The 19,084-nt window shown below is 51.0% G+C and carries 20 protein-coding genes; 6 read left to right on the top strand and 14 right to left on the bottom strand.

Annotated elements, in window-relative coordinates; genetic code table 11:
- The first annotated feature begins 167 nt into the window (after nucleotides 1–167).
- Together JMF85_RS08305 and sugE are read left to right on the top strand one after the other, a co-directional pair.
- Nucleotides 168–758 carry a TetR/AcrR family transcriptional regulator gene (locus tag JMF85_RS08305; RefSeq protein WP_054798001.1) on the top strand — a complete coding sequence of 197 codons (591 nt, stop codon included), beginning with the start codon at nucleotides 168–170 and terminating at the stop codon, nucleotides 756–758.
- Nucleotides 759–774: 16 nt separating this feature from the next.
- A complete protein-coding gene (gene sugE, locus JMF85_RS08300; RefSeq protein WP_127608771.1) occupies nucleotides 775–1,089 on the top strand; it encodes a quaternary ammonium compound efflux SMR transporter SugE in 315 nt (104 codons plus the stop codon).
- A gap of 81 nt (nucleotides 1,090–1,170) precedes the next feature.
- Here sugE and JMF85_RS08295 read toward each other — a convergent pair whose 3' ends face one another.
- Together JMF85_RS08295 and yyaC are read right to left on the bottom strand one after the other, a co-directional pair.
- Complete coding sequence (locus tag JMF85_RS08295; protein ID WP_201318048.1) at nucleotides 1,171–3,015, bottom strand: ABC transporter ATP-binding protein; 1,845 nt, start codon at nucleotides 3,013–3,015, stop codon at nucleotides 1,171–1,173.
- Nucleotides 3,012–3,575 carry a spore protease YyaC gene (gene yyaC, locus JMF85_RS08290; RefSeq protein ID WP_201318047.1) on the bottom strand — a complete coding sequence of 188 codons (564 nt, stop codon included), beginning with the start codon at nucleotides 3,573–3,575 and terminating at the stop codon, nucleotides 3,012–3,014. The genes JMF85_RS08295 and yyaC overlap by 4 nt, the downstream gene beginning before the upstream one ends.
- A gap of 154 nt (nucleotides 3,576–3,729) precedes the next feature.
- Here yyaC and JMF85_RS08285 point away from each other — a divergent pair, with 154 nt between their 5' ends.
- Entirely contained in the window at nucleotides 3,730–4,959 is a 1,230-nt protein-coding gene (locus JMF85_RS08285; protein ID WP_054797997.1) for a glycosyltransferase family 2 protein, read from the top strand.
- Nucleotides 4,960–5,074: 115 nt separating this feature from the next.
- Nucleotides 5,075–5,374, top strand: a complete 300-nt coding sequence (locus JMF85_RS08280; protein WP_201318046.1) for a hypothetical protein — start codon at nucleotides 5,075–5,077, stop codon at nucleotides 5,372–5,374.
- 80 nt (nucleotides 5,375–5,454) lie between these two features.
- Here the strand turns inward: JMF85_RS08280 and JMF85_RS08275 are convergent, their stop codons facing one another.
- Both JMF85_RS08275 and JMF85_RS08270 read right to left on the bottom strand, forming a co-directional pair.
- Complete coding sequence (locus JMF85_RS08275) at nucleotides 5,455–5,772, bottom strand: hypothetical protein (protein WP_054797996.1); 318 nt, start codon at nucleotides 5,770–5,772, stop codon at nucleotides 5,455–5,457.
- A 99-nt stretch (nucleotides 5,773–5,871) separates the two neighbouring features.
- Nucleotides 5,872–6,381 (bottom strand): dihydrofolate reductase, encoded by a 510-nt coding sequence (locus tag JMF85_RS08270; RefSeq protein ID WP_201318045.1) that lies wholly within the window; start codon nucleotides 6,379–6,381, stop codon nucleotides 5,872–5,874.
- A gap of 200 nt (nucleotides 6,382–6,581) precedes the next feature.
- On the opposite strand from JMF85_RS08270, the gene JMF85_RS08265 reads away from it, so the two are divergent.
- The gene (locus JMF85_RS08265; protein WP_127608773.1) at nucleotides 6,582–7,352 is read left to right on the top strand and encodes an IclR family transcriptional regulator; all 771 of its coding nucleotides are present in this window, start codon (nucleotides 6,582–6,584) and stop codon (nucleotides 7,350–7,352) included.
- 82 nt (nucleotides 7,353–7,434) lie between these two features.
- On the opposite strand, the gene JMF85_RS08260 is transcribed toward JMF85_RS08265, so the two are convergent.
- The 6 genes from JMF85_RS08260 to JMF85_RS08235 are packed head-to-tail and all read right to left on the bottom strand — an operon-like array spanning nucleotide 7,435 to nucleotide 14,709.
- On the bottom strand, nucleotides 7,435–8,895 hold the full coding sequence (locus tag JMF85_RS08260) for an aldehyde dehydrogenase family protein (protein ID WP_054797994.1): 1,461 nt from the start codon (nucleotides 8,893–8,895) through the stop codon (nucleotides 7,435–7,437).
- Between the two features lie 15 nt (nucleotides 8,896–8,910).
- A complete protein-coding gene (locus JMF85_RS08255; RefSeq protein WP_155615055.1) occupies nucleotides 8,911–9,855 on the bottom strand; it encodes a ketopantoate reductase family protein in 945 nt (314 codons plus the stop codon).
- Nucleotides 9,856–9,912: 57 nt separating this feature from the next.
- Complete coding sequence (locus JMF85_RS08250) at nucleotides 9,913–10,986, bottom strand: TRAP transporter substrate-binding protein (protein WP_236595781.1); 1,074 nt, start codon at nucleotides 10,984–10,986, stop codon at nucleotides 9,913–9,915.
- 26 nt (nucleotides 10,987–11,012) lie between these two features.
- Nucleotides 11,013–12,293 carry a TRAP transporter large permease gene (locus JMF85_RS08245; RefSeq protein ID WP_201318044.1) on the bottom strand — a complete coding sequence of 427 codons (1,281 nt, stop codon included), beginning with the start codon at nucleotides 12,291–12,293 and terminating at the stop codon, nucleotides 11,013–11,015.
- Nucleotides 12,290–12,853 carry a TRAP transporter small permease gene (locus JMF85_RS08240; RefSeq protein WP_127608777.1) on the bottom strand — a complete coding sequence of 188 codons (564 nt, stop codon included), beginning with the start codon at nucleotides 12,851–12,853 and terminating at the stop codon, nucleotides 12,290–12,292. Before JMF85_RS08240 ends, JMF85_RS08245 begins: the two co-directional genes overlap by 4 nt.
- Before the next feature lie 41 nt (nucleotides 12,854–12,894).
- Nucleotides 12,895–14,709, bottom strand: a complete 1,815-nt coding sequence (locus JMF85_RS08235; protein WP_141336523.1) for a thiamine pyrophosphate-requiring protein — start codon at nucleotides 14,707–14,709, stop codon at nucleotides 12,895–12,897.
- A 195-nt stretch (nucleotides 14,710–14,904) separates the two neighbouring features.
- Between JMF85_RS08235 and JMF85_RS08230 the strand changes: the two genes are divergently transcribed.
- Nucleotides 14,905–15,678, top strand: a complete 774-nt coding sequence (locus tag JMF85_RS08230) for an IclR family transcriptional regulator (protein WP_201318043.1) — start codon at nucleotides 14,905–14,907, stop codon at nucleotides 15,676–15,678.
- 194 nt (nucleotides 15,679–15,872) lie between these two features.
- On the opposite strand, the gene thyA is transcribed toward JMF85_RS08230, so the two are convergent.
- The 4 genes from thyA to JMF85_RS28515 form a co-directional block, all read right to left on the bottom strand.
- A complete protein-coding gene (thyA, locus tag JMF85_RS08225) occupies nucleotides 15,873–16,667 on the bottom strand; it encodes a thymidylate synthase (protein WP_141336524.1) in 795 nt (264 codons plus the stop codon).
- A 176-nt stretch (nucleotides 16,668–16,843) separates the two neighbouring features.
- Complete coding sequence (locus JMF85_RS08220; RefSeq protein WP_236595783.1) at nucleotides 16,844–18,094, bottom strand: chemotaxis protein CheW; 1,251 nt, start codon at nucleotides 18,092–18,094, stop codon at nucleotides 16,844–16,846.
- 28 nt (nucleotides 18,095–18,122) lie between these two features.
- A complete protein-coding gene (locus tag JMF85_RS08215) occupies nucleotides 18,123–18,851 on the bottom strand; it encodes a ParA family protein (RefSeq protein WP_201318041.1) in 729 nt (242 codons plus the stop codon).
- Nucleotides 18,824–19,084 (bottom strand): methyl-accepting chemotaxis protein, encoded by a 261-nt coding sequence (locus tag JMF85_RS28515; protein WP_201318040.1) that lies wholly within the window; start codon nucleotides 19,082–19,084, stop codon nucleotides 18,824–18,826. Before JMF85_RS28515 ends, JMF85_RS08215 begins: the two co-directional genes overlap by 28 nt.

Raw genomic sequence — 19,084 nt, 5'->3', positions numbered from 1 at the left:
TTACCAGGCGATCGGATGATGACACCAAGAAGGTAATATCCATTATATATGCGGACGAACCTCGTTATGTGAAAAGAATGGGACGGCTTGTATCCCTTTACTTTAGAGTGGAAACCTTGTATAATCGGCATTGCCTAATTATCGTTAGTTAGGAAGGAGGGGGCAGGATGACTGCCGGTAAAATAAGAGAGGCCGCGCTGCAGCTATTTGCGCGAAGCGGGTACGACGGTGTTCCGCTGTCAGAAATCGCAGCCGCCGTCGGTATCAGAACGCCTTCCATCTACGCTCACTATAAAAGCAAAGACGACTTGTTCATAGCCGTCTTCGAAGACTGTCTTCAGGAGCATACGCGCCGGATGAAGCAGTTGATCGGGGATTTGCAAGACCGGGGCGTAGAGGAGAAGCTGCGTACGCTGTTTCAGGATGCAAGCCGCAGCTATTTGCTTGGTCAGGAGCAAGTGACCTTCTTGAAGGTGGCTCTGCTGTTCCCGCCCGCGCCGCTGCAGGACAAGCTGCGCGAGCAATTCGCCTTATCGGAACGGCTGCTGGACGAAGCGCTGGGCAATATTTTCGAGGAAGGCATGCGTTCCGGCCTGCTTCGCCGGGAGCCTGTCGACGATCTGATCGCTTCGTTCTACTGCCTGCTGGACGGCATGTTCTTGCAGCAATATTATTACCGGCGCGATGACTGGCAACAGCGGATCGATGCCGTGTGGTCCATATTTTGGAAAGGCATTATGCAAGCGAACATCATCTAGAGGGGAGATAAGCACCATGGCTTGGGTTTATTTGGTGATTGCCGGATTGATGGAGGTTTTTTGGGCCATCGGGTTAAAATATACGAACGGGTGGACGCGGCTGACGCCAAGCATCCTGACGGCAGCCGGCATGATCGTCAGCTTCTATTTCCTGTCGCTCGCGATCAAAACGCTGCCGATGGGCACCGCTTACGCCGTCTGGACCGGTATCGGCGCCGTCGGTACGGTTGTGATCGGCATGCTGTTTCTCGGGGAACCGCGCGATTTGCTGCGGATCGGTTTTTTGATCGCCATTCTGGTCGGCCTTATCGGCCTGAAAATGACGGCATAACGAAAAGCGGAACTGTGATCCTGCATCCGGTTCCGCTTTTCGTTATGTGTTCGTTCCGCGGTGCCATGCCGCAATCGGCTTCTACCGTGACTTGGCGGTAGAAGCGCGCAGCTCCGCTTCAGCATCAGCCCCGGCTTTGGCGAATTGCGTGCGGTACAGCTTCGCGTACAGCCCATCCGCCGCAAGCAGCCCGGCATGTCTTCCGGTCTCCGCGATACGCCCCGCCTCCATGACTACGATGCGGTCGGCGGTCAAAATTGTCGACAGCCGGTGTGCGATGACGAGCGTCGTCCGCCCGCGCATCAGCTCGTCAAGCGCCGCCTGCACGAATGCTTCCGAAGCCGAATCGAGATGCGAAGTCGCTTCGTCGAGGATAAGGATGCGCGGGTCCTTCAAGATCGCGCGGGCAATCGACAGCCGCTGGCGTTCGCCGCCGGAGAGCCGGTGCCCCCGCTCGCCAACCATCGTATCGTAGCCTTGCGGCAAGGCGGAGATGACCTCATGGATATAGGCCTGTCTACAGGCCTCCTCGATTTCTTCCTGCGAGGCTTCGGGCTTCGCAAAGAGCAGATTTTGACGTACCGTATCGTGAAACAGGAACGACTCTTGAGTCACGAAAGCCATTTGTTTCCGCAAGCTGTGGAGCGTGACGTCCCGGATATCGCGACCGTCGATGGTAACAGCCCCTTCGGTCGGATCGTATAACCGCGCAATCAGTCCGATCAGCGTCGACTTGCCCGCGCCGCTCGGCCCGACGATTGCCGTCACTTCGCCCGGATTCGCGCTGAAAGTCACGTCCTGCAGCGCATATTGTCCCGGCTGATAAGCATAGGAGACGCCGCAATATTCGATGCGGCCTTCCACCTCCCGAAGCGGCTCGGCGCCTTCACGATCGCTAATTTCGGGAACCACATCCTCGTACTCGAACAGCCGTTGAAACACGCCGAGCACCGTTCCCAGCTCCACCCGCAAATTGAGCAGCGTGGCGACCGGTCCGTATAGCATGCCGAGGTAAGCGGCGAAGGCGACGATGCTGCCGATCGTCATCGTTCCCTCGATCACCTTCCAGCCGCCGTACAAATAAATCAGGGCGGTTCCGAGCGGCCCCAGCACCCCGATGACCATCCCGAACCAGCGCCCGACCAAATTGAGCCGAAGCTCCAGCTGCATAACCCGTTCGTTCAGCTCGGAGAACTGCCGCTGCTGCTGCGGCTCCTGCTGAAAGATGCGGGTCAGCAGCGCGCCCGACACGCCGAAGATTTCGCCCAGACGGGCGGACATATCGCCCCGCACGCGCTGCGTCTCGATGCGGAGCCGCTTGCGGATCGCCGACACTTGCCGAACCGGCAGCAGGAACAACGGCAGGATGACCGTCGCCAAGATCGCCAGCTGCCAATCCAGCGCGAACAAAATGCCGACACTCGTCAGCACGATCGCGGATTGCGTTACCGCCGAGACAACGAGCGTGGAGACGACGTTCTGCACCGCCTGTACGTCCCCGGTCAGCCGCTGGATGATCTCGCCCGCTTTCGCGTCGGTAAAGAACCCCAGCGATTGCCGCTGCAGATTGGCGAACAGCGACTGCCGTAAATCGCGCATAACGCCTTGAGCGACCTTCGTGTTCTGATGGTTTTGCCAAACGCCGAGCAGCCCGCTCGCGAGCGGCAGCAGCACGAGCAGACCGACCATGACGAGCAGTCCCGTTTTATTGCCTTCCGGCAGCGCATGATCGATGATCTCCCGCATCACGAGCGGGGGGATGAGACCGATCACGCCGCCGACCAGCGCCAGCAGCACGATCGCTGTCAACTGCCCCCTGTACTTGCGGAACAGTCCGTATATGCGGGACAACGGCACGTCCTTGAGCTCCGCCTGGCCGCGCTCCTGCAGATCGTGTCTCGATCCGCCTGCGCCCATTCCTCTCATGAACGCTCCTCCTTATGCTTGCCTTCCGATTCTGGAGGAAGAGGAAATACGGCGCGAATCGCCGCCGTCACTTCTCGGGCCATATTCATCACCCGGTTCAGGGACGTGCTCTGCAAGATGGCGTACTTCTGCCCGGCATCCATGTTCACGATCCCGGCTATCGAATACGTGCCCAGCAGGGGCAGCTGCTTGCCGACAGATTTGCCCGGTGCGATCGGTCGGTTCGATACCTGGTACCATCCTAACGAGGACGCCTGCCCAAGACAGGCATCGATAGCGATCGCCACTTTGCCCGGCGGTATTTCATGGAGACGCTCGAACAGATTGCTCGCATCCAAAGGATGCGCAAGCGTTCCGATCACATGCCGGTAGCCGGACTCCTCCAGCATCGAGCCGATGAGAGGCCCGAGCGCATCCCCAGTCGAGCGATCCGTTCCAATACAAAGAAACAACAGGTCAAGCGTCGTCACCCCCTGCTGCCGGATCAACCGCAGAAACTCAGGCAGTTCGTCCGCCCTTACCTTTTTCCGAAATAACGGCTGCGCCGTATCTCCCCCCATCGCCATTCCCCCTCACCCGATTCTAGCTGCCGAATCTTCATTCTTTTATTATATGGCAGCATCAGGCGACTGGACAACGCCCCGCAGCATTTGTTGCGCCTGATCCAGGCATGCTATAATTTTCTGAAAACCGAGTACAGAATGAAGGTGAACCATGAATTTCACGGAAGGCTTGGCCTTAGCAGCGCTTGGCTACTGGCTCTTCATGCTGCTGGACGTGCTTCGTGCCCGGCGATGGATGTTCAAGCTGCCCCGTTACGCGGGTCATCCGACTATACCGGCGCAGCCTAAGCGGTCGGCGGACAAGCAGGCGCCCTCCCTTCCACCGCTCGTATCGATCATCATCGCCGCGAAGGAGGAAGAGTCAACGATTGCCGATACGGTGAAGCATCTGCTCGATCAAACCTATCCGCGAATCGAGATTATCGCCGTGAACGACCGCTCGCGCGACAGCACCGGCCGCAAGCTGGACGAGCTCAGGCGCTGGTCCGAGAACCGCGGCGATCTTCACATACCGGTACGCATCATTCATATTACATCGCTCCCGTCCGGCTGGATCGGGAAAAACCACGCGCTGTATCAAGGCTACGCCCAGGCTCGCGGCAAATACTTGCTGTTTACCGACGCCGATGTCAAGTTTGCCCCGAACACGGTTTCCGACGCGGTTCATTATTTGCAAGAGGAGCAAGCCGATCATCTGACGCTGGCTCCCCGAATGCGGATGCGGGGCTTTTGGCTGAAGGCGTTCGTGCAATATTTCTTCTTTACGCTCGGCTTGTATGTGCGTCCTTGGCGCTCTAACGACGATTTTCAGCACAAGCACGGCATGGGCATCGGGGCCTTCAACTTGATTACTCGGCACGCTTACGAGCGAATCGGCACACACAAGGCGTTGGCCATGCGGCCCGACGACGACTTGCAGCTCGGACGACTGGTGAAACGCGCCCGATTGCGGCAGCGGCTCGCCTCGGGAGCGGACCATATTGAGGTCGAATGGTATGCCACCCTGCACGACGCCGTCCGCGGGCTGGAGAAAAATTTATTTTCCGGCTTCGGCTACCGTTTGTGGAAAGCGGCGCTGGGGGTTTGCGGCCAGCTCGGCTTGTTCTTCTTCCCGTGGATCGCGTGGCTGCTGCTTCCCGGCTGGAGCGCCTGGACGTTCGCCTTGTCTGCGGCGCTGATGGTCGTCGTTTACTTGCTGTTGATTCGCGCCATGACCGGCGGAAGCGGCATCGAAACGATCGCTCTGCCTGCCGCCGTCCTGCTGTTAACCTATGTCGTCGTCCGCTCGGTCGGATTGACTTTGCGCCAAGGCGGCATTTATTGGCGGGGAACGTTCTATCCGCTGAAGGCGCTGCGGTCCATGAAGGATTCGGATTCATAATAGACTTCCCGAAAAAATCAGCCCAATTGCTAAGGCACCTGCACACCCTTCTGTGTGTTCGTCATATACTTATTACGTAATCAGCACACTCACACAGCGAGGGAGAGAATGACTTATGCCAGCAAATACGCGTTCTTCCAGCGGTTATCCGCAAATTCAAGATCAGGAGAGAAGCTGGTCCGGTTCACATTATCCGTACCATCATCCACAACCCCATTACCATCCGCACCACTACCATCCGCACCACTATCATCCGCACCACTACCATCCGTACCACTACCATCCGCACCACCACTATGGCGGACACGAACATTATTACGGACATGGCGGATACGGCGGGCATGGGCAGGAGTATGGGCAAATACATGGTCAAGGGCAAGGCGGCTGGCAAGGTCAGGGACGCGGCCGCAAGTAAATGTACTGCAAAAAAACAGCTTGGACGGTATGGCATGAAGCCAACCTCCAGCTGTTTTTTGGTTTGAACCGGTACCGCTTTTAACGGACTTGCTTCGGCTGATGTGTGTTCGAAGCGGTAACATCCAGACTTTGTATCGCTTGCGTCAATTGATCCTGCACCTGCGCAAGCTCTTGGTGATGATGGTCGTTATCTTTGGCGACCATCTGGCCCTGCGCTTTATGCAGCGCATGCTGTGCGGCTTCCATCTCGGCCAAAGCAGCCTGCACCTTGTGCGGGTTCGACTCCAATTGGGCGTGTCTGACGGCCATTTCCGCATCTTTGGCAACTTGAATGGCCTTCTCGGTGTTGTCGATGACGTGGCGCAGCGGCATTTGATGCTGGTTCACTTCGGTCATGTCGGCATCTTCCTCTCGGCTCCAATGTGTACGTTCAGCCTTTAAGATGCGCGAAAACCGACATTTTCATTCCTCCATGGGGCACCCTGCCCGCGCAACCTACGGCTTCCTTACGCGCTCGTATACGACAAAATCATAATCGTACGGATTTTTCTCATCCTTGACGCCCCGCTCGCGCGAAACTTCACGCCACTCCAGCGGCTCGAGCTCCGGGAAGAACGTATCCGCCTCAAAACGGTGCGCAATTTCCGTGATATACAGCCGATCCGCGTACGGCATCAGCAGCTGAAACACTTCGGCTCCGCCGATGACGAACAGCTCTTCTTCCTCGTTGCGGCCGCCGCGTCCGTACACTTGAGCAGCTTCCTCCACCGAGCGGATGACCGTACAGCCTTCGGCCTGAAACGATGCGTCCCGCGTCAAAATAACGTTCGTGCGCTTCGGCAGCGGTTTACCGATCGAATCATACGTTTTACGTCCCATTAAGATGGTATACCCCGTTGTCTTCTTGCGAAAATAGGCCAGGTCCGCCGGTAAATGCCAGGGCAACCGGTTGTCAACCCCAATCCCCCGGGCCTCGTCCATCGCCAAAATATAAGAAATCGTCATCCGCCAACACTCCTTCCGTCCTGCCTATATTTCCCCTAACCCATTTAATGTTTAACCACAATGATTTTGGGCATTTTAATTGTTATCCATCATATCACATTTGAAAGTGTACGGAAATCTTCGCCTTCAAGTCCTCCCGGTGCCGTGTTATACTAAAAGTAAGGGGCAAGCCCACTACCGCTCATTGTGTTGGAGGTTATATGAAAGCGCTTAACAAAAAAGATTACACGCTCCATTCCGTCAAAAATGCGATGCGCATCTTACGTTTGTTCTCCTTGGAACGTCCCGAACTGGGAGTAACCGAAATAGCCCGGCTGCTCGGATTGAATAAAAGCACCGTCTATCATCTTATGACGTTCCTTACCGCCGACGGCCTATTGGAAAAAGGCCCCAAGTCCAAGTACCGTCTTGGTCTTGCCCTGCTGCGTTACACCGGTATTATTACAACCCAGATGGAAATTCATCGAATTGCGCTTCCTGTCCTGGAGAATCTGGCGAAGCAATTGGGCGAGAGCGCCTTTATCGGCATATTGGAAGGCACCGATGTCGCCTACCTTCAGAAAGTGGAAATCAAGCATCCGGATCTCCTGCTCTCCTTGGTCGGCAACCGAAACCCCGCATCCTGCACCGGAACAGGAAAAGTTCTTCTCGCCTATCAGAAGGAGGACATGATTGCAGAAATAGCCGAACGCCTGCAGCCTTATGGCCCTAACTCCATTACCGACTCTGAACAGTTTAAACAGCATCTAGCGGAGGTTCGCAGTCGAGGGTACGCCATATGCCTGGATGAAATACACGAGGGGGTTGCAAGCATCGGGGTGCCTGTGCGGGATTACACCGGAGGAGTGATTGCCGCCCTTAGTATTGTGGGGCCGACCGAGCACATCCGGAACTTCGATATTCCGCATGCGGTTGGCATTCTCAAGAGCGCTGCGAATGAGATTTCCAGCAAATTGGGCCATTACGCTTAGACAGGCTTCAGAACGGCAGCCGCCCGCACAAACAAGGCGACCGCTTCACGTTCATGACGTGAAACGGTCGCCTTGTTTGGATTTAGAACGGATACTTGCGGTAAGTTTGTTGGACCGAGACCCATTTGGTAACGGTAAACTCCTCTACAATCCACGGATTCCCAAACCGGCCTAAACCGCTTGCTTTGTTGCCTCCGAATGGAATCGTCGGGCTGTCATTCACGGTTTGGTCGTTAACATGCGTCATCCCGCTGTCGATTTGCAGGGCCAGCTCTTCTCCCTTTGCCAAATCACTCGTAAAGATGGCCGAGCTTAAGCCGTATTCCGTATCGTTCGCCATCCGGATGGCTTCTTCGTCCGTATCGGCTCTAATCATCGTTGCGATAGGCGCGAACAGCTCGGTTTGGGCAAGTTTGCTGGAGTTGCTCACTTCCGTAAATACATAGGGCGTCAGTACGTTGCCGATACGTTCCCCTTCCAGGGCAACCTTCGCCCCTTCACGTTTGGCTTCTTCAATAACGTTGATCGCTTTTTCAAGCTGCCGCTCATTAATGAGAGGACCGATAACGGTCTTGGGATCTCTTGGGTCGCCATAAGGAATTGCCTTGGCCCGTTCGACAAACTTCTGCACAAATTCCTCATATTTATCCTTGTGGATAATAAACCGGTTAATAATCATGCAAATTTGTCCTTGATGAATGAACTTCCCGAAGACAGCCGCATCCACCGCGCGATCGACGTCGGCATCGGACAACACCACAAACGGACTGTTTCCTCCAAGCTCAAGTGCGACACGCTTTAAGTTTCTGCCGGCGATTTCACCAATGTGTCTTCCCACCGCCGTCGAGCCTGTGAAACTGATCAATTGGGCGTGCGGATTCGTTAACATGCCGTCTCCAATTTCCGTTATATCCGTTAAAATAACATTCAATACGCCTGCAGGCAGCCCGGCATGCTCGAATGCCTTGGCGATGATAGAGCCTCCGGTTAAGCCCACTTGAATATCGGGTTTGTGTACGACGCTGTTCCCCAAGGCAATAGCCGGTGCAATGGTTCTCATCGATAAGTTCAACGGGAAGTTGAAAGGTGAAATCGATGCGATAACGCCTAGAGGCAGCCGATGAATATGATTGACCTTTCCTTCGATCGCAGCAGGAACTTCTCTCACCTTATAAATTTCGTCCGCAAAATGAATGGCTTCCTCTAGCACTTCCAAAGCAAGATGGTGCTCCACGTTCGCTTTTAAGACGCTTCCTCCCGTTTCGCGAACAATGACATCCACGATCGCTTCACGGTCCGCTTTTAAATATTCGGCTGCCTTATGCAGGATCTCTTTCCTTTCATCCGCAGAAGTTTGGGCCCATTCCCTCTGCGCTTTCTTCGCCGTTTCAAACGCTTCTTGAAGCTGCGCTGCTGTCGCTAAACGAACGGAAGCAACAGTTGAACCATCGTATGGATTTAATATATCGTAAGTTCGGTCACTCCTGCCTTCTGTCCATTGGCCGTTAATAAAACTCCGGTTTAACTCTTCATAACGTGTCATTTGCGATTACTCCCCTCATCTAAGAACTTCGACTTGTTTGGAATAGGTGGTTTCCAGCATGCGGATGAGATGACTGAGCAGCGTGTTGTAGGGAACTGCAATGCCGTATTGCGCCGCTTTATCCGCAATCGCCCCGTTGAGAAAGGCGATTTCCGTTTCTCGTTTGGCCAGCACATCCTGCAGCATCGATGTAAGATGCTCGCCCGACATTTCCGGCGTAAGCACACTTTGCACCGATGTATAAATGTCCTCCCTATCGATATCGACGTTTTCCGCTTTCGCCACAGCAACGACCTCATCTATGATGCCATAGGCGAGCCGGTCAAACTTCTCATAACGGCCGATATCCAATGTCTTCAATCGGGTTAGTGCGGCAAGAGGGTTATATACTGCGTTAAAAGCGACTTTTTTCCAAATAATTTTCATAACGTCCGGTTCGATTTTTACATGCAGACCGCTCTTGTTCAGCCTATCGCAAATCAATAGAAACTCTTCGGTGATTTGTCCGTCTACGCGCATCATGCTGGTTTCCCCTGAACCAAGCGCACGAATCACTCCGGGCGCGACCAGCTCGGTACCGAAATTGGTAACGCCGGCAATCACACGTTCTCGAGGGACATGAGCGGTAATGGCTTCCACATTGCCCAACCCATTTTGCAAAGTCAGCACCTGGGTGTGCGGTCCGATGATAGGCAGCGTATTGACGATAACGGTTTTCGTATGCATCGCTTTGGTGAATATAATCACGAGATCGGCGACTCCGACTGTGGCAGGATCTGTTGTGGCCTGCAGCGGAAATGCAGACGTTCCGCCCTCATGGATCACGCGCAGGCCGTTGTTCCGGATTTCTTCCACATGCTCGCGCCAGTTGTCCACCAAGGTCACGGATTGCCCGGACTCATACAGCATCGAGCCAAAGCGGCATCCCATTGCGCCTGCGCCTGCAATTGCAATTTTCATTCCAGCACCTCTCTTGCCCCTATAACTCAATCACGTACAATTATTCACCCATGACGCTTATTTTCTCAATTTCTCCAGCTCGCTGAACAGCTCTTTCACCAGATCTTCGCCGACATCCTTCGAAAATTTATCAATGAGAGGCTTCGTCACTTCCTGCATTTTGGCTACTTCTTCAGCCGGCATTTCATTGACCTGCATGCCTTTGCTCTTTAAATTTTCCAACGTTTTCTTAGCCATGGACCGATTGGTTTCCCGCTGGAATTTCGTCGATTCGGCAACGGCATCCTGTATAATCTTCTTCTCCTCATCCGATAATTGATCCCAGTACTTCTTGCTGACAAGAAATACGAACGGAGCATACAGATGATTCGTGATGCTTAAATACTTTTGCACTTCATACAGCTTGTGCGATTCAATAACGGCTAATGAATTTTCCTGTCCGTCAATCGCTTTGCTCTCCAAGGCTGCGAATACTTCAGCGAATACCATAGGCGTCGGATTGGAGCCCCAGGTTTTAAAGGCTTCCAAATGAATTTGGTTCGGCAATGTGCGAATCTTTAAGCCCTTTAAATCGTCGGCCTTTTGAATCGGATGCTTGCTGTTGGTGATGCTGCGGAACCCGTTTTCCCAGTACGCAAGCCCGACCAGATTATGCGCCGGTAATTTATCGAGCAATTTTTTGCCGATAGGCCCGTCCATGATGGCATCGGCTTCTTTCTCATTCTTGAAAACTAACGGGAAATCGAATATGCCAAATTCTTTGATCGTTCCGAATACCGGCGGCGTGGTGATTACGGCTATTTCTTGCAGACCGCCCTGCAACGCCTCCATCATTTTCTTATCGTCGCCAAGCGTTCCGTCATTGAATTTCTGAATTTTCATTTTTCCGCCGCTGTTTTTTTCGACGATTTCGGCGAATTTATCCAGCCCCATCGCTTGCGGATGGCCTTTAGGGCTAACAATCCCGGCCTTCATGACACGCGATTGGATGTTCTTGGTTCCGGCGGTTTGGCTTGAAGCGGGCGTTGATGACCCGTTCGCCCCGCTATTTCCACTGCTGCCGCAAGCTGTAAGAACAAACAAGCAGGACACAATCGAACCGACAACTACATTTCTCCCCCACTTTTTCACAGCAACCCCTCATTTCATCAGTTTTTTTAGGAAGTCATCCATTGCAGCGGAACGGTAACCAAAGACGGGAACAGGATCAATAAAAGCAGAATCAGCACTTCAACGAGCAAGAAAGGCCAAATCCCCTTCATGATATCTTCCATTTCGATTTTCCCTACACCGCATGCAACGTTTAATACGGCCCCTACCGGCGGAGTCAGCAAACCAATGCAATTGTTGAGCACGAAGAGAATCCCGAAATAAACCGGGTCAATTCCGGCCATTTCAATAATCGGCATCAGAACCGGCGTCAAAATGAGAATGGTAGGCGTTAAATCCATAGCTGTTCCAACCAGTAAAACCAATAAGTTAATCAACAGGAGCAGCACCAGCTTGTTTTCAACAAACGGACCCAGTAAATCCGTGATAAGAGCCGGGATATCGGCTACCGTAATCAGCCATGCCGACACCATGGATGCGGCAACCAGGAACATGACCACACTCGTCGTTTTGGCGGAAGTCACGAGGATATGGTACAAATTTTCGATTTTCAATTCACGGTAGATGACCAGGCCGACAAATAAGGCGTAAAATGCGGCGACGACCGCTGCCTCGGTTGGGGTGAACACTCCGCCGCGCAGCCCTCCGATAATGATAAGCGGCAGCAGGAGCGCCCAAAAGGCTTGTTTCGTCGCCTGCCATTTTTCCTTGAAGGAGCTGCGGGGCAGCACGTCGACCTTATCTTTGCGAACGATAATGGTCCAGGTAATGACCAGCCCTACGGCAATCAGAATCCCCGGGACTATGCCTGCCAGAAAGAGCTTGGTAATCGATACGCCGCTCGTAACCCCGAAGATGATCAGCGGAATGCTCGGCGGGATAATCGGCGCGATAATCCCGCCCGCTGCAATCAAACCGGTCGAACGGTTTCTGTCGTAACCGGCCTTTACCATCATCGGGATCAATATCGCGCCAAGCGCGGCTGTATCCGCCAAAGCCGATCCGGATAAACCGGCAAATATGACACTGCCGATGATGGCTACATAGCCTAACCCCCCTCGAATATGTCCGACAAAAGACAAGGCGGAATTGATAATACGATTCGAAATTCCCCCCGCATTCATCAATTCACCCGCGAGGATAAAGAAGGGGACGGCCATGAGCGGGAAGCTGTTCGCCCCGTCAAACAAATTCTGGGCAATGATTTGGCTGTCAAACATGCCCAGAAGGAGCATTAAAGCGACACCGCTGATCAATAAGGCAAACGCGATGGGCATGCCTAAAGCCATAGCCCCCAGCAGCGAACCAAGGAAGATGGTAATGGTCATGATCGGTTTCCTCCCGGTAGACTCTGTCCCTGATCATAAATTCCCCCGAGCATTTCTTCTTCCGATTCCTTCAGGCGAGTAAGCTCATGAATCGCATCTTTTTGAAAAAACGCCTGGTACAAATGAACAAGAACAACAATGGCCATCGCCACGCTCATGATCATACCGACACCGTATAAATAGATCATAGGCAATCCGGTAGCAGGAGCTTTACTGTCCTGGTTGAGCAGGGCCATTTTCCAGCTGCCTTCAAAAATCAGCCACAATGCAAAGAGAATCAACACATTGCTTATGGTGTACACGATCTTCTTTCCCGTGGGCGGCAGCTTCTTGACCAGCATCTCTACCCCGAGGTGCTGCTTATCCTTCAGCGCCCCGATTGAACCCAGAAATATCATCCACACAAACAAGAAGCGCGACATTTCCTCAGACCATGTAATTCCTGAATTAAACGCATAGCGCAATACCACATTGCCAAAAACCAGGAAGCACATGAACGCCAGCGAAAGCGCAATCATAATATTCAAGGAGTTATTTAACAACTTGGATATATTTTTCATCGAGTTCCCTCCATAGGGTCGTTACACAAGTGCCATGGATCCTAATTCGTGCTCTGCTTGGAAACCTGAGGCAAACGTACATCAAGTACAGCGGATCGACCTTCTCTTACGATTTGCAAAGCGCTCACGATCGCTTCCATCAATTCGCCAGGTTTTTCAACGACTCTCGCATAAGCCCCGCCTGCCGCTTCAGCTACTTTAGCCAATTCGGCCGTTGGATCGAAATTGACCCAAAATTGATCCGTCTGACTGGCAATTCCTTGTGGATGGACGCCGAGCGTAGACATTCGGGGCGCTCCCCATCCATGATTGTTATAAATGACGGTCAGAAACGGCGTATTGTATTTCTTGGAAACCCAGTGAACGGGTGTCGGATTGCTGAAAATATAAGAGCCGTCTCCCGTAAGACTGACGATAGTTTGATCAGGAGCCGCCAGCTTGGCGCCGATCGCTCCTCCGCCATGCCATCCTAAAGAGCTTGCGCCGCTTCCAAAAATCGTACCGGGTTTCGTGCGGGGCAAATGCTTGCTGACGGTCTCATAATTCGTAATGGTTTCAAACAGTACAATCGTATCCTCGTCAATGGCTTCCCGAATGCACGCTGTCAAATACTCCGGAGTAATGACGGAGCTGTCGCTCAGCTGCTCCAGACGGTTCCATTCTTCCCGCTGCCGGTTATGAATCTCCGTAAATTGTTGATAACGCTCCTGTACGGCTTTGTCATCGATCTGGTCGCGTACCGTATCCAAATAGGCGTTCAATTGCTGCAGGGCCACAAAAGAATCGGCTTTATAAGATCTTTTGGACGGGATATACCACAAAGGCGTTTTCTCTTTCAACGGATCGATATCGATGTAGTAAATTGTGCAATCCTTGGACGGTTTATTATGAAGCGGCATCCAAGGCACATCACTGTCCAGAACAAGGATCAGATCAGCCTCGGCAAGAATCGGGTTTTGGCCCGGCTTATTCCATTGATAGCCGACCTGCAACGGATGATCTCCAGGAAAGTTCAAATAATAGGGCGCCGACTCCAGTACCGGGATGGCCAATCGCTCGCTAAATTTCACAAGTTCATCAACCGCTTCCGGATTTCTTCCTAAATAGGTAGTTATGATAAGCGGTTTTTTCGCTTTCAGCAGATCGTTCGCGATTTCGGAAACCATAGCGGGGTGAATCGCGCTCGGGGACAACGGTTCCCATTCACTTCGACGGCTGGAAATCGGTTGGGTCTCTTCCTCCAGCACTTCACGCGGGGCCACTAAATAAACCGGTCCTTTCGGATCGCTTTCCGCTATTTGTATCGCCCTGTGGACAAGCTGCTTCACATTTTTCCCCGTGCGAATTTCATTATCGTATTTCATGTACTGCCTTACAATGCCGCGTTGATCAAACACGTCTTGAATCCAATGAATATGTTCATTCCGGCTTCCGACAAGCTCGCCTTCCTGGGTATAGGGGGATGCCCCGGCAAAAATAAGGACGGGTACTCTTCCTTTCGCCGCATTATGCACGGCTCCGCCAAGATTTTGTGTACCGCATTCCACGTGGACAAACACCGCCTGCGGTTTTCCGCTAATTTGCGCATAAGTATGTGCAGCACTCAATGCGACGAACTCGTGCGGGCAGATAATGATGCGGGGATAGTCCTTGTTTTGCAATTGAGCCTGCGCCCATTCTTCGATAATTGCAGGGTGATCGCTCCCTAAATTCGCAAAAATGCAAGATACGCCGGCCTCGTGAAGCGCTTCCATAAATGCGGTAGCCGTGGTATATTTTTTATTTAAGCCGGTTTCTACACGATCCGCCAGTACATTCGCTGCCGGAGATGGGTTGCCTGTAATCGATTGTGACATGTTGAAGCTCCTCTCAATTGGCTTATTCTTTCATTAATAAAGCGGTTACAAAAAGCCATTTCCTTTGTTGCCCCTGACATGTATGATAGCATTTGACTCCTTGTTTTAAAACAATAGTTTTCTTCTATATTAAACAAATGCGAAATAATTCAGCTTCGACTTTACCAGATGTGCATGATGAAGGAGGAAATGACGATGAAGTCTCCAGAAGACGAACGGCTCAGCTCTGTGCAAAACGCAATACGGCTGCTGAATGTATTTTCGGTGGAGGAAGCGGAGCTCGGGATTAGCGAGCTATCGGACAAACTCGGAATCGCCAAGAGCACCGTTCACCGTTTGGTCACGACATTGGCAAGCGAAGGCTTTATCGCCAAGGACAAGAATACGAATCAGTATCGTCTCGGCATCTCGATTCTGGCATTAAGCAATGTCCTCACATCGACGATGCCCGTCCATCAAGCGGCCTTACCTGTCTTGCACGAATTGGGAAAGAAGACGAAGGAGTCTTTCCTTTTCGGTATTTTTCGGGGGGATGAAGTGATCTTTCTCAATCGTATCGTGGGCGGCCTGGACTTCATTCCCGCGCTTTCCGAGATCGGCAGCAGGGTCCCCGCCCACTGCACCAGCTCGGGCCAAGTTTTTCTGGCCTATCAGCCGAAAGAAGTCGTAGACCGTATTATAAACAAGGGATTAAAGCGCTACACAAAAACAACCATAACGGAGGCCCATCTGATGCATGCGTTACTGCGCAAGGTCAGGGAACAAGGATATGCCGTAAGCATAGGGGAGCTGCACGAGGGAATAACCTCGATTGCCGCTCCGATCCGGAATGCCAAGGGGCAAGTCGTCGCAACCGTGAGCATGCCCGGACCAGCCCAGCGCATCACCCCGGACAACATACCGTTACTGACCAAACACGTGCTGCAGGCAGCCAAAGAAATATCCCTGCGCTACCAGCAGCTTAAATAAACGCCGGCGACTTCGTGTAACTCGTTGAATGATGATTCGATTCCTTACATCAACTACATGCATATAGGAGTCCTGTTTGTTCATGTATTATTTCTAAACAAAAAAGAAGCGCAGCCATACGCCTCTTTGAACTGGTAAAGTCTAATGGAAAAACTTTTTTGACGATTCATAAAGTTCCATTTCTGTTGCACTATTCATATTGCGATTGGTGCCTTAATACTTGGTAAAGGATCATAGCCAATGAATTCAAAATCTTCGAATTGGTAATCCAGAATGGAATCAGGCTTCCTTTTGATGTGCAGCGTGGGCAGTGGTCTGGGTTCCCTTGTTAGTTGAAGCTTGACTTGTTCAATATGATTTAGGTAGATGTGTACGTCGCCACCCGTCCAGATCAAATCTCCGACTTCCAAATCACACTGCTGTGCAACCATATGCGTTAATAAGGCATATGACGCCAAATTAAAGGGAAGCCCCAAAAAAGTATCAACCGATCTCATTTGGAACATGCAGGATAGTCGGCCATTTGCAACATAGAATTGAAACGCATAGTGACAAGGCGGTAATGCCATGTTCTCCACTTCTGCAACGTTCCATGCACTAACCAAGTGTCTGCGAGAATCGGGATTAGTCTTTATTTGATGAATCAACTTTGAGATCTGATCCATAACTTGACCGTTTGGCGCTTGCCACGTTCTCCACTGAGCGCCATAGACTCGACCAAGATTTCCTTCTTCGTCAGCCCATTCGTCCCATATCGTCACACCATGGTCACGTAAATACTTTACATTCGTACTTCCGCTTAAAAACCACAACAGTTCATGAACGATGGATTTGATATGAAGCTTCTTTGTAGTCAGGATCGGGAAGCCTTCTTTAAGATTCATTCGCATCTGTCTACCAAAAACGGAAATCGTCCCTGTACCCGTGCGATCATCCTTCTTTATTCCATGATCTAAAACATCCCTAAGAAGATCTAAATAAGCTTTCATTATTCACCTCATAAGATAGAACTTTGCGCCGTGACGAAGGCATTTAATTTTCCCTTGATCAAGTCCCTCTATTTTTTCAAAAGTCGTTCTGTCCACCTCACTACCATCTCTTATTATATTCATAATCTCTGAAACTTGAAAGCCAACTCCGATTAATTCTGCTCGGAATGTTCGAATCAATTGTGAAGAGCTGACATCCTATTGTAAGCTTCGACTTCTGTTACGGAATCGATCATGATACCTATGCGTTCTTTTTGATATTCAACAACCAGAAGCTTGGAGAAGGAACTCTTTTGGGTAACAGATATCCCAAAAAATGTTCCCAAATTTAATACAGGTATGATATCCCCTCTTAGGTTTACCATTCCGTCAATGAAGTCGGGAGCGCCGGGGAAGCTGTAAATTTCATCAATATTGTTCACTTCACAAACAAAATCGATTTTTATGCCATATTCTTCGTTATCTATTTTAAAAGCTACAATTTGCTCCTGATCCAGATGTAGATTCCGCGACATCTCTTTGTTCAAAACGTTCCCGCTTTCACCGTCTGCCAGACTCTCAAAGCGAATTGCGTTCAAATCGTTACAGGGTATTAATTGATATGGGTCAAGAGCCATAACAACCTGTTTCCCATCATTGACATGGATAAATTCACGTATAAACTGCATACCGGCATTTAGGAGCCTATGATTAGGTTGGTAAACAAGATTCCTTGGAACCCGCGCTACTTCCGACACTTGATCGACAATCATCCCATAAGAAATATCGCCGGCATCAACAACAATAATTCGGGTCGATTCATCAACCCCGCAATGCCCGGTCCCAAAGAGCTTGGCGAGATTTATTACCGCAAGAAGATGGTTCCTTACAGAAATAACGCCTTCCACATAGTACGGAGAATGGGGAACTTTTAAAAGCTCAGCACATCGCAGAATTTCTTTTACGTTTCTGACGTCGAGGGCATATTGCTCTCCGCTGATAAGGAAAATGACCCACTCTATTTCGTCAACATGATGGGTACTCGGAGAAAAAGACTTAGCACGTTCCAATGCCTTGCCGCCGCTCATAAAATCGTTATTCAACTGTTCAAATTTCACAACGTTCTCCACATCTACAACCATAATGATGCTTTTTCCGTTATCTCCCCATACAATGCCGCTGATTTCCCCGCTTTGATTATTTTGTATGTTGGCCGGCGGCTGCAAAATAACAAGCTTAACATCGTCAACCTCAACATGATGTAAGACTTGGCCCATTTCCCGATTATGGGACTCACCTTCAGCAAACGCCAAAAAAGCTTCTTCCGAACCGGATGACGCCGTCTCCCCTTTATCTTGTTTTTGCGGCATATCCGTCGACTCGTCAATCAGAGCGGCGACTGGACCTTTTTCCGCTTTTTCCTTTTTTCTTCTCATTTCGTTTTTCATCTTTTCCAAATTCGATTGGTCCTTTTTACTATTGCTCTTCCTGGGCATTTTTGCTTATCACCTTTTTAACGATGCTTAGAAACTGCTGTGCAGATTCATCGTCATACTCAAAAACAGTTTTCCCCAGTTTCCCGGCCTCTGCGATCTTTACCCTGCGATGGATGGGTTCGGTCAGCAGATGATCGTCCGCAATAAATTCCTTCAATAACGCTAAGTTTTCTTTCGAATCATTGGTTCGCTGATCAAACATATTGGGCACAATAAGCTTTATCCTATCGGTGCTCAGCCTCATATCCGACTTCATAATCTCACTGGATGTTGAATTCGCCTCCTCCACGTTGGCGGCTAATTCCTGTGCCGCGGCAGCAAGAGCCTCGGATGATTTTTGCGCGTCTGTAGATAGCTTCAGATCTTCAGCTATCTGGGCTAATTCGGAAGCAGCCGAATTCAACTCATCGAAAGCTTTATTTTGCAATTGCAAGGATTTTTCTACTTCCTCGGAAGCGCTGCTTTGCTGTTCAGCCGCCGCGGCAATTTGTTCGACAATGTTAAGAAATTCAGAGGCACCCTTGTTGGCATCGACAGCATTTTGTGATATTTCAGCAACGGCTTTCTGTACAACCACGATTTCCTCGTTGATTTTCACAAGATCTGCAGTCGTTTTCTTTGCCTTTTCCACCTCTGCATTAGCGGCTTTCCCTGCATTTTCAATATCACTAACGACAATTTTCACATTGCTTTGAATTTCGGTAACCAATTCTCTGATGTTTCTTGCCGACTTCTCAGATATTTCAGCAAGATTTCAGCCTCAATCGCGGCATTTAAGGCCAACAGATTGGTCTGATCTGCGATTCTCACTACAGCTTGCACGATATTCCCGATTTCATCCGACTGCTTTTCCAAATCTGAGTTCTTTCGCAGCGTCCACGCGATGGGAGCGATTCCTTGGCGTTTGTGTCCGCAATAACGGACGACTTTTCGATGGTTCAA

The sequence above is a fragment of the Paenibacillus sp. EPM92 genome (assembly GCF_016586185.1).
GTDB classification, from domain to species: domain Bacteria; phylum Bacillota; class Bacilli; order Paenibacillales; family NBRC-103111; genus Paenibacillus_G; species Paenibacillus_G validus.
The sequence above is the reverse complement of the archived record's forward strand: the minus strand, read 5'-3'. Positions and strand labels throughout refer to the sequence as shown.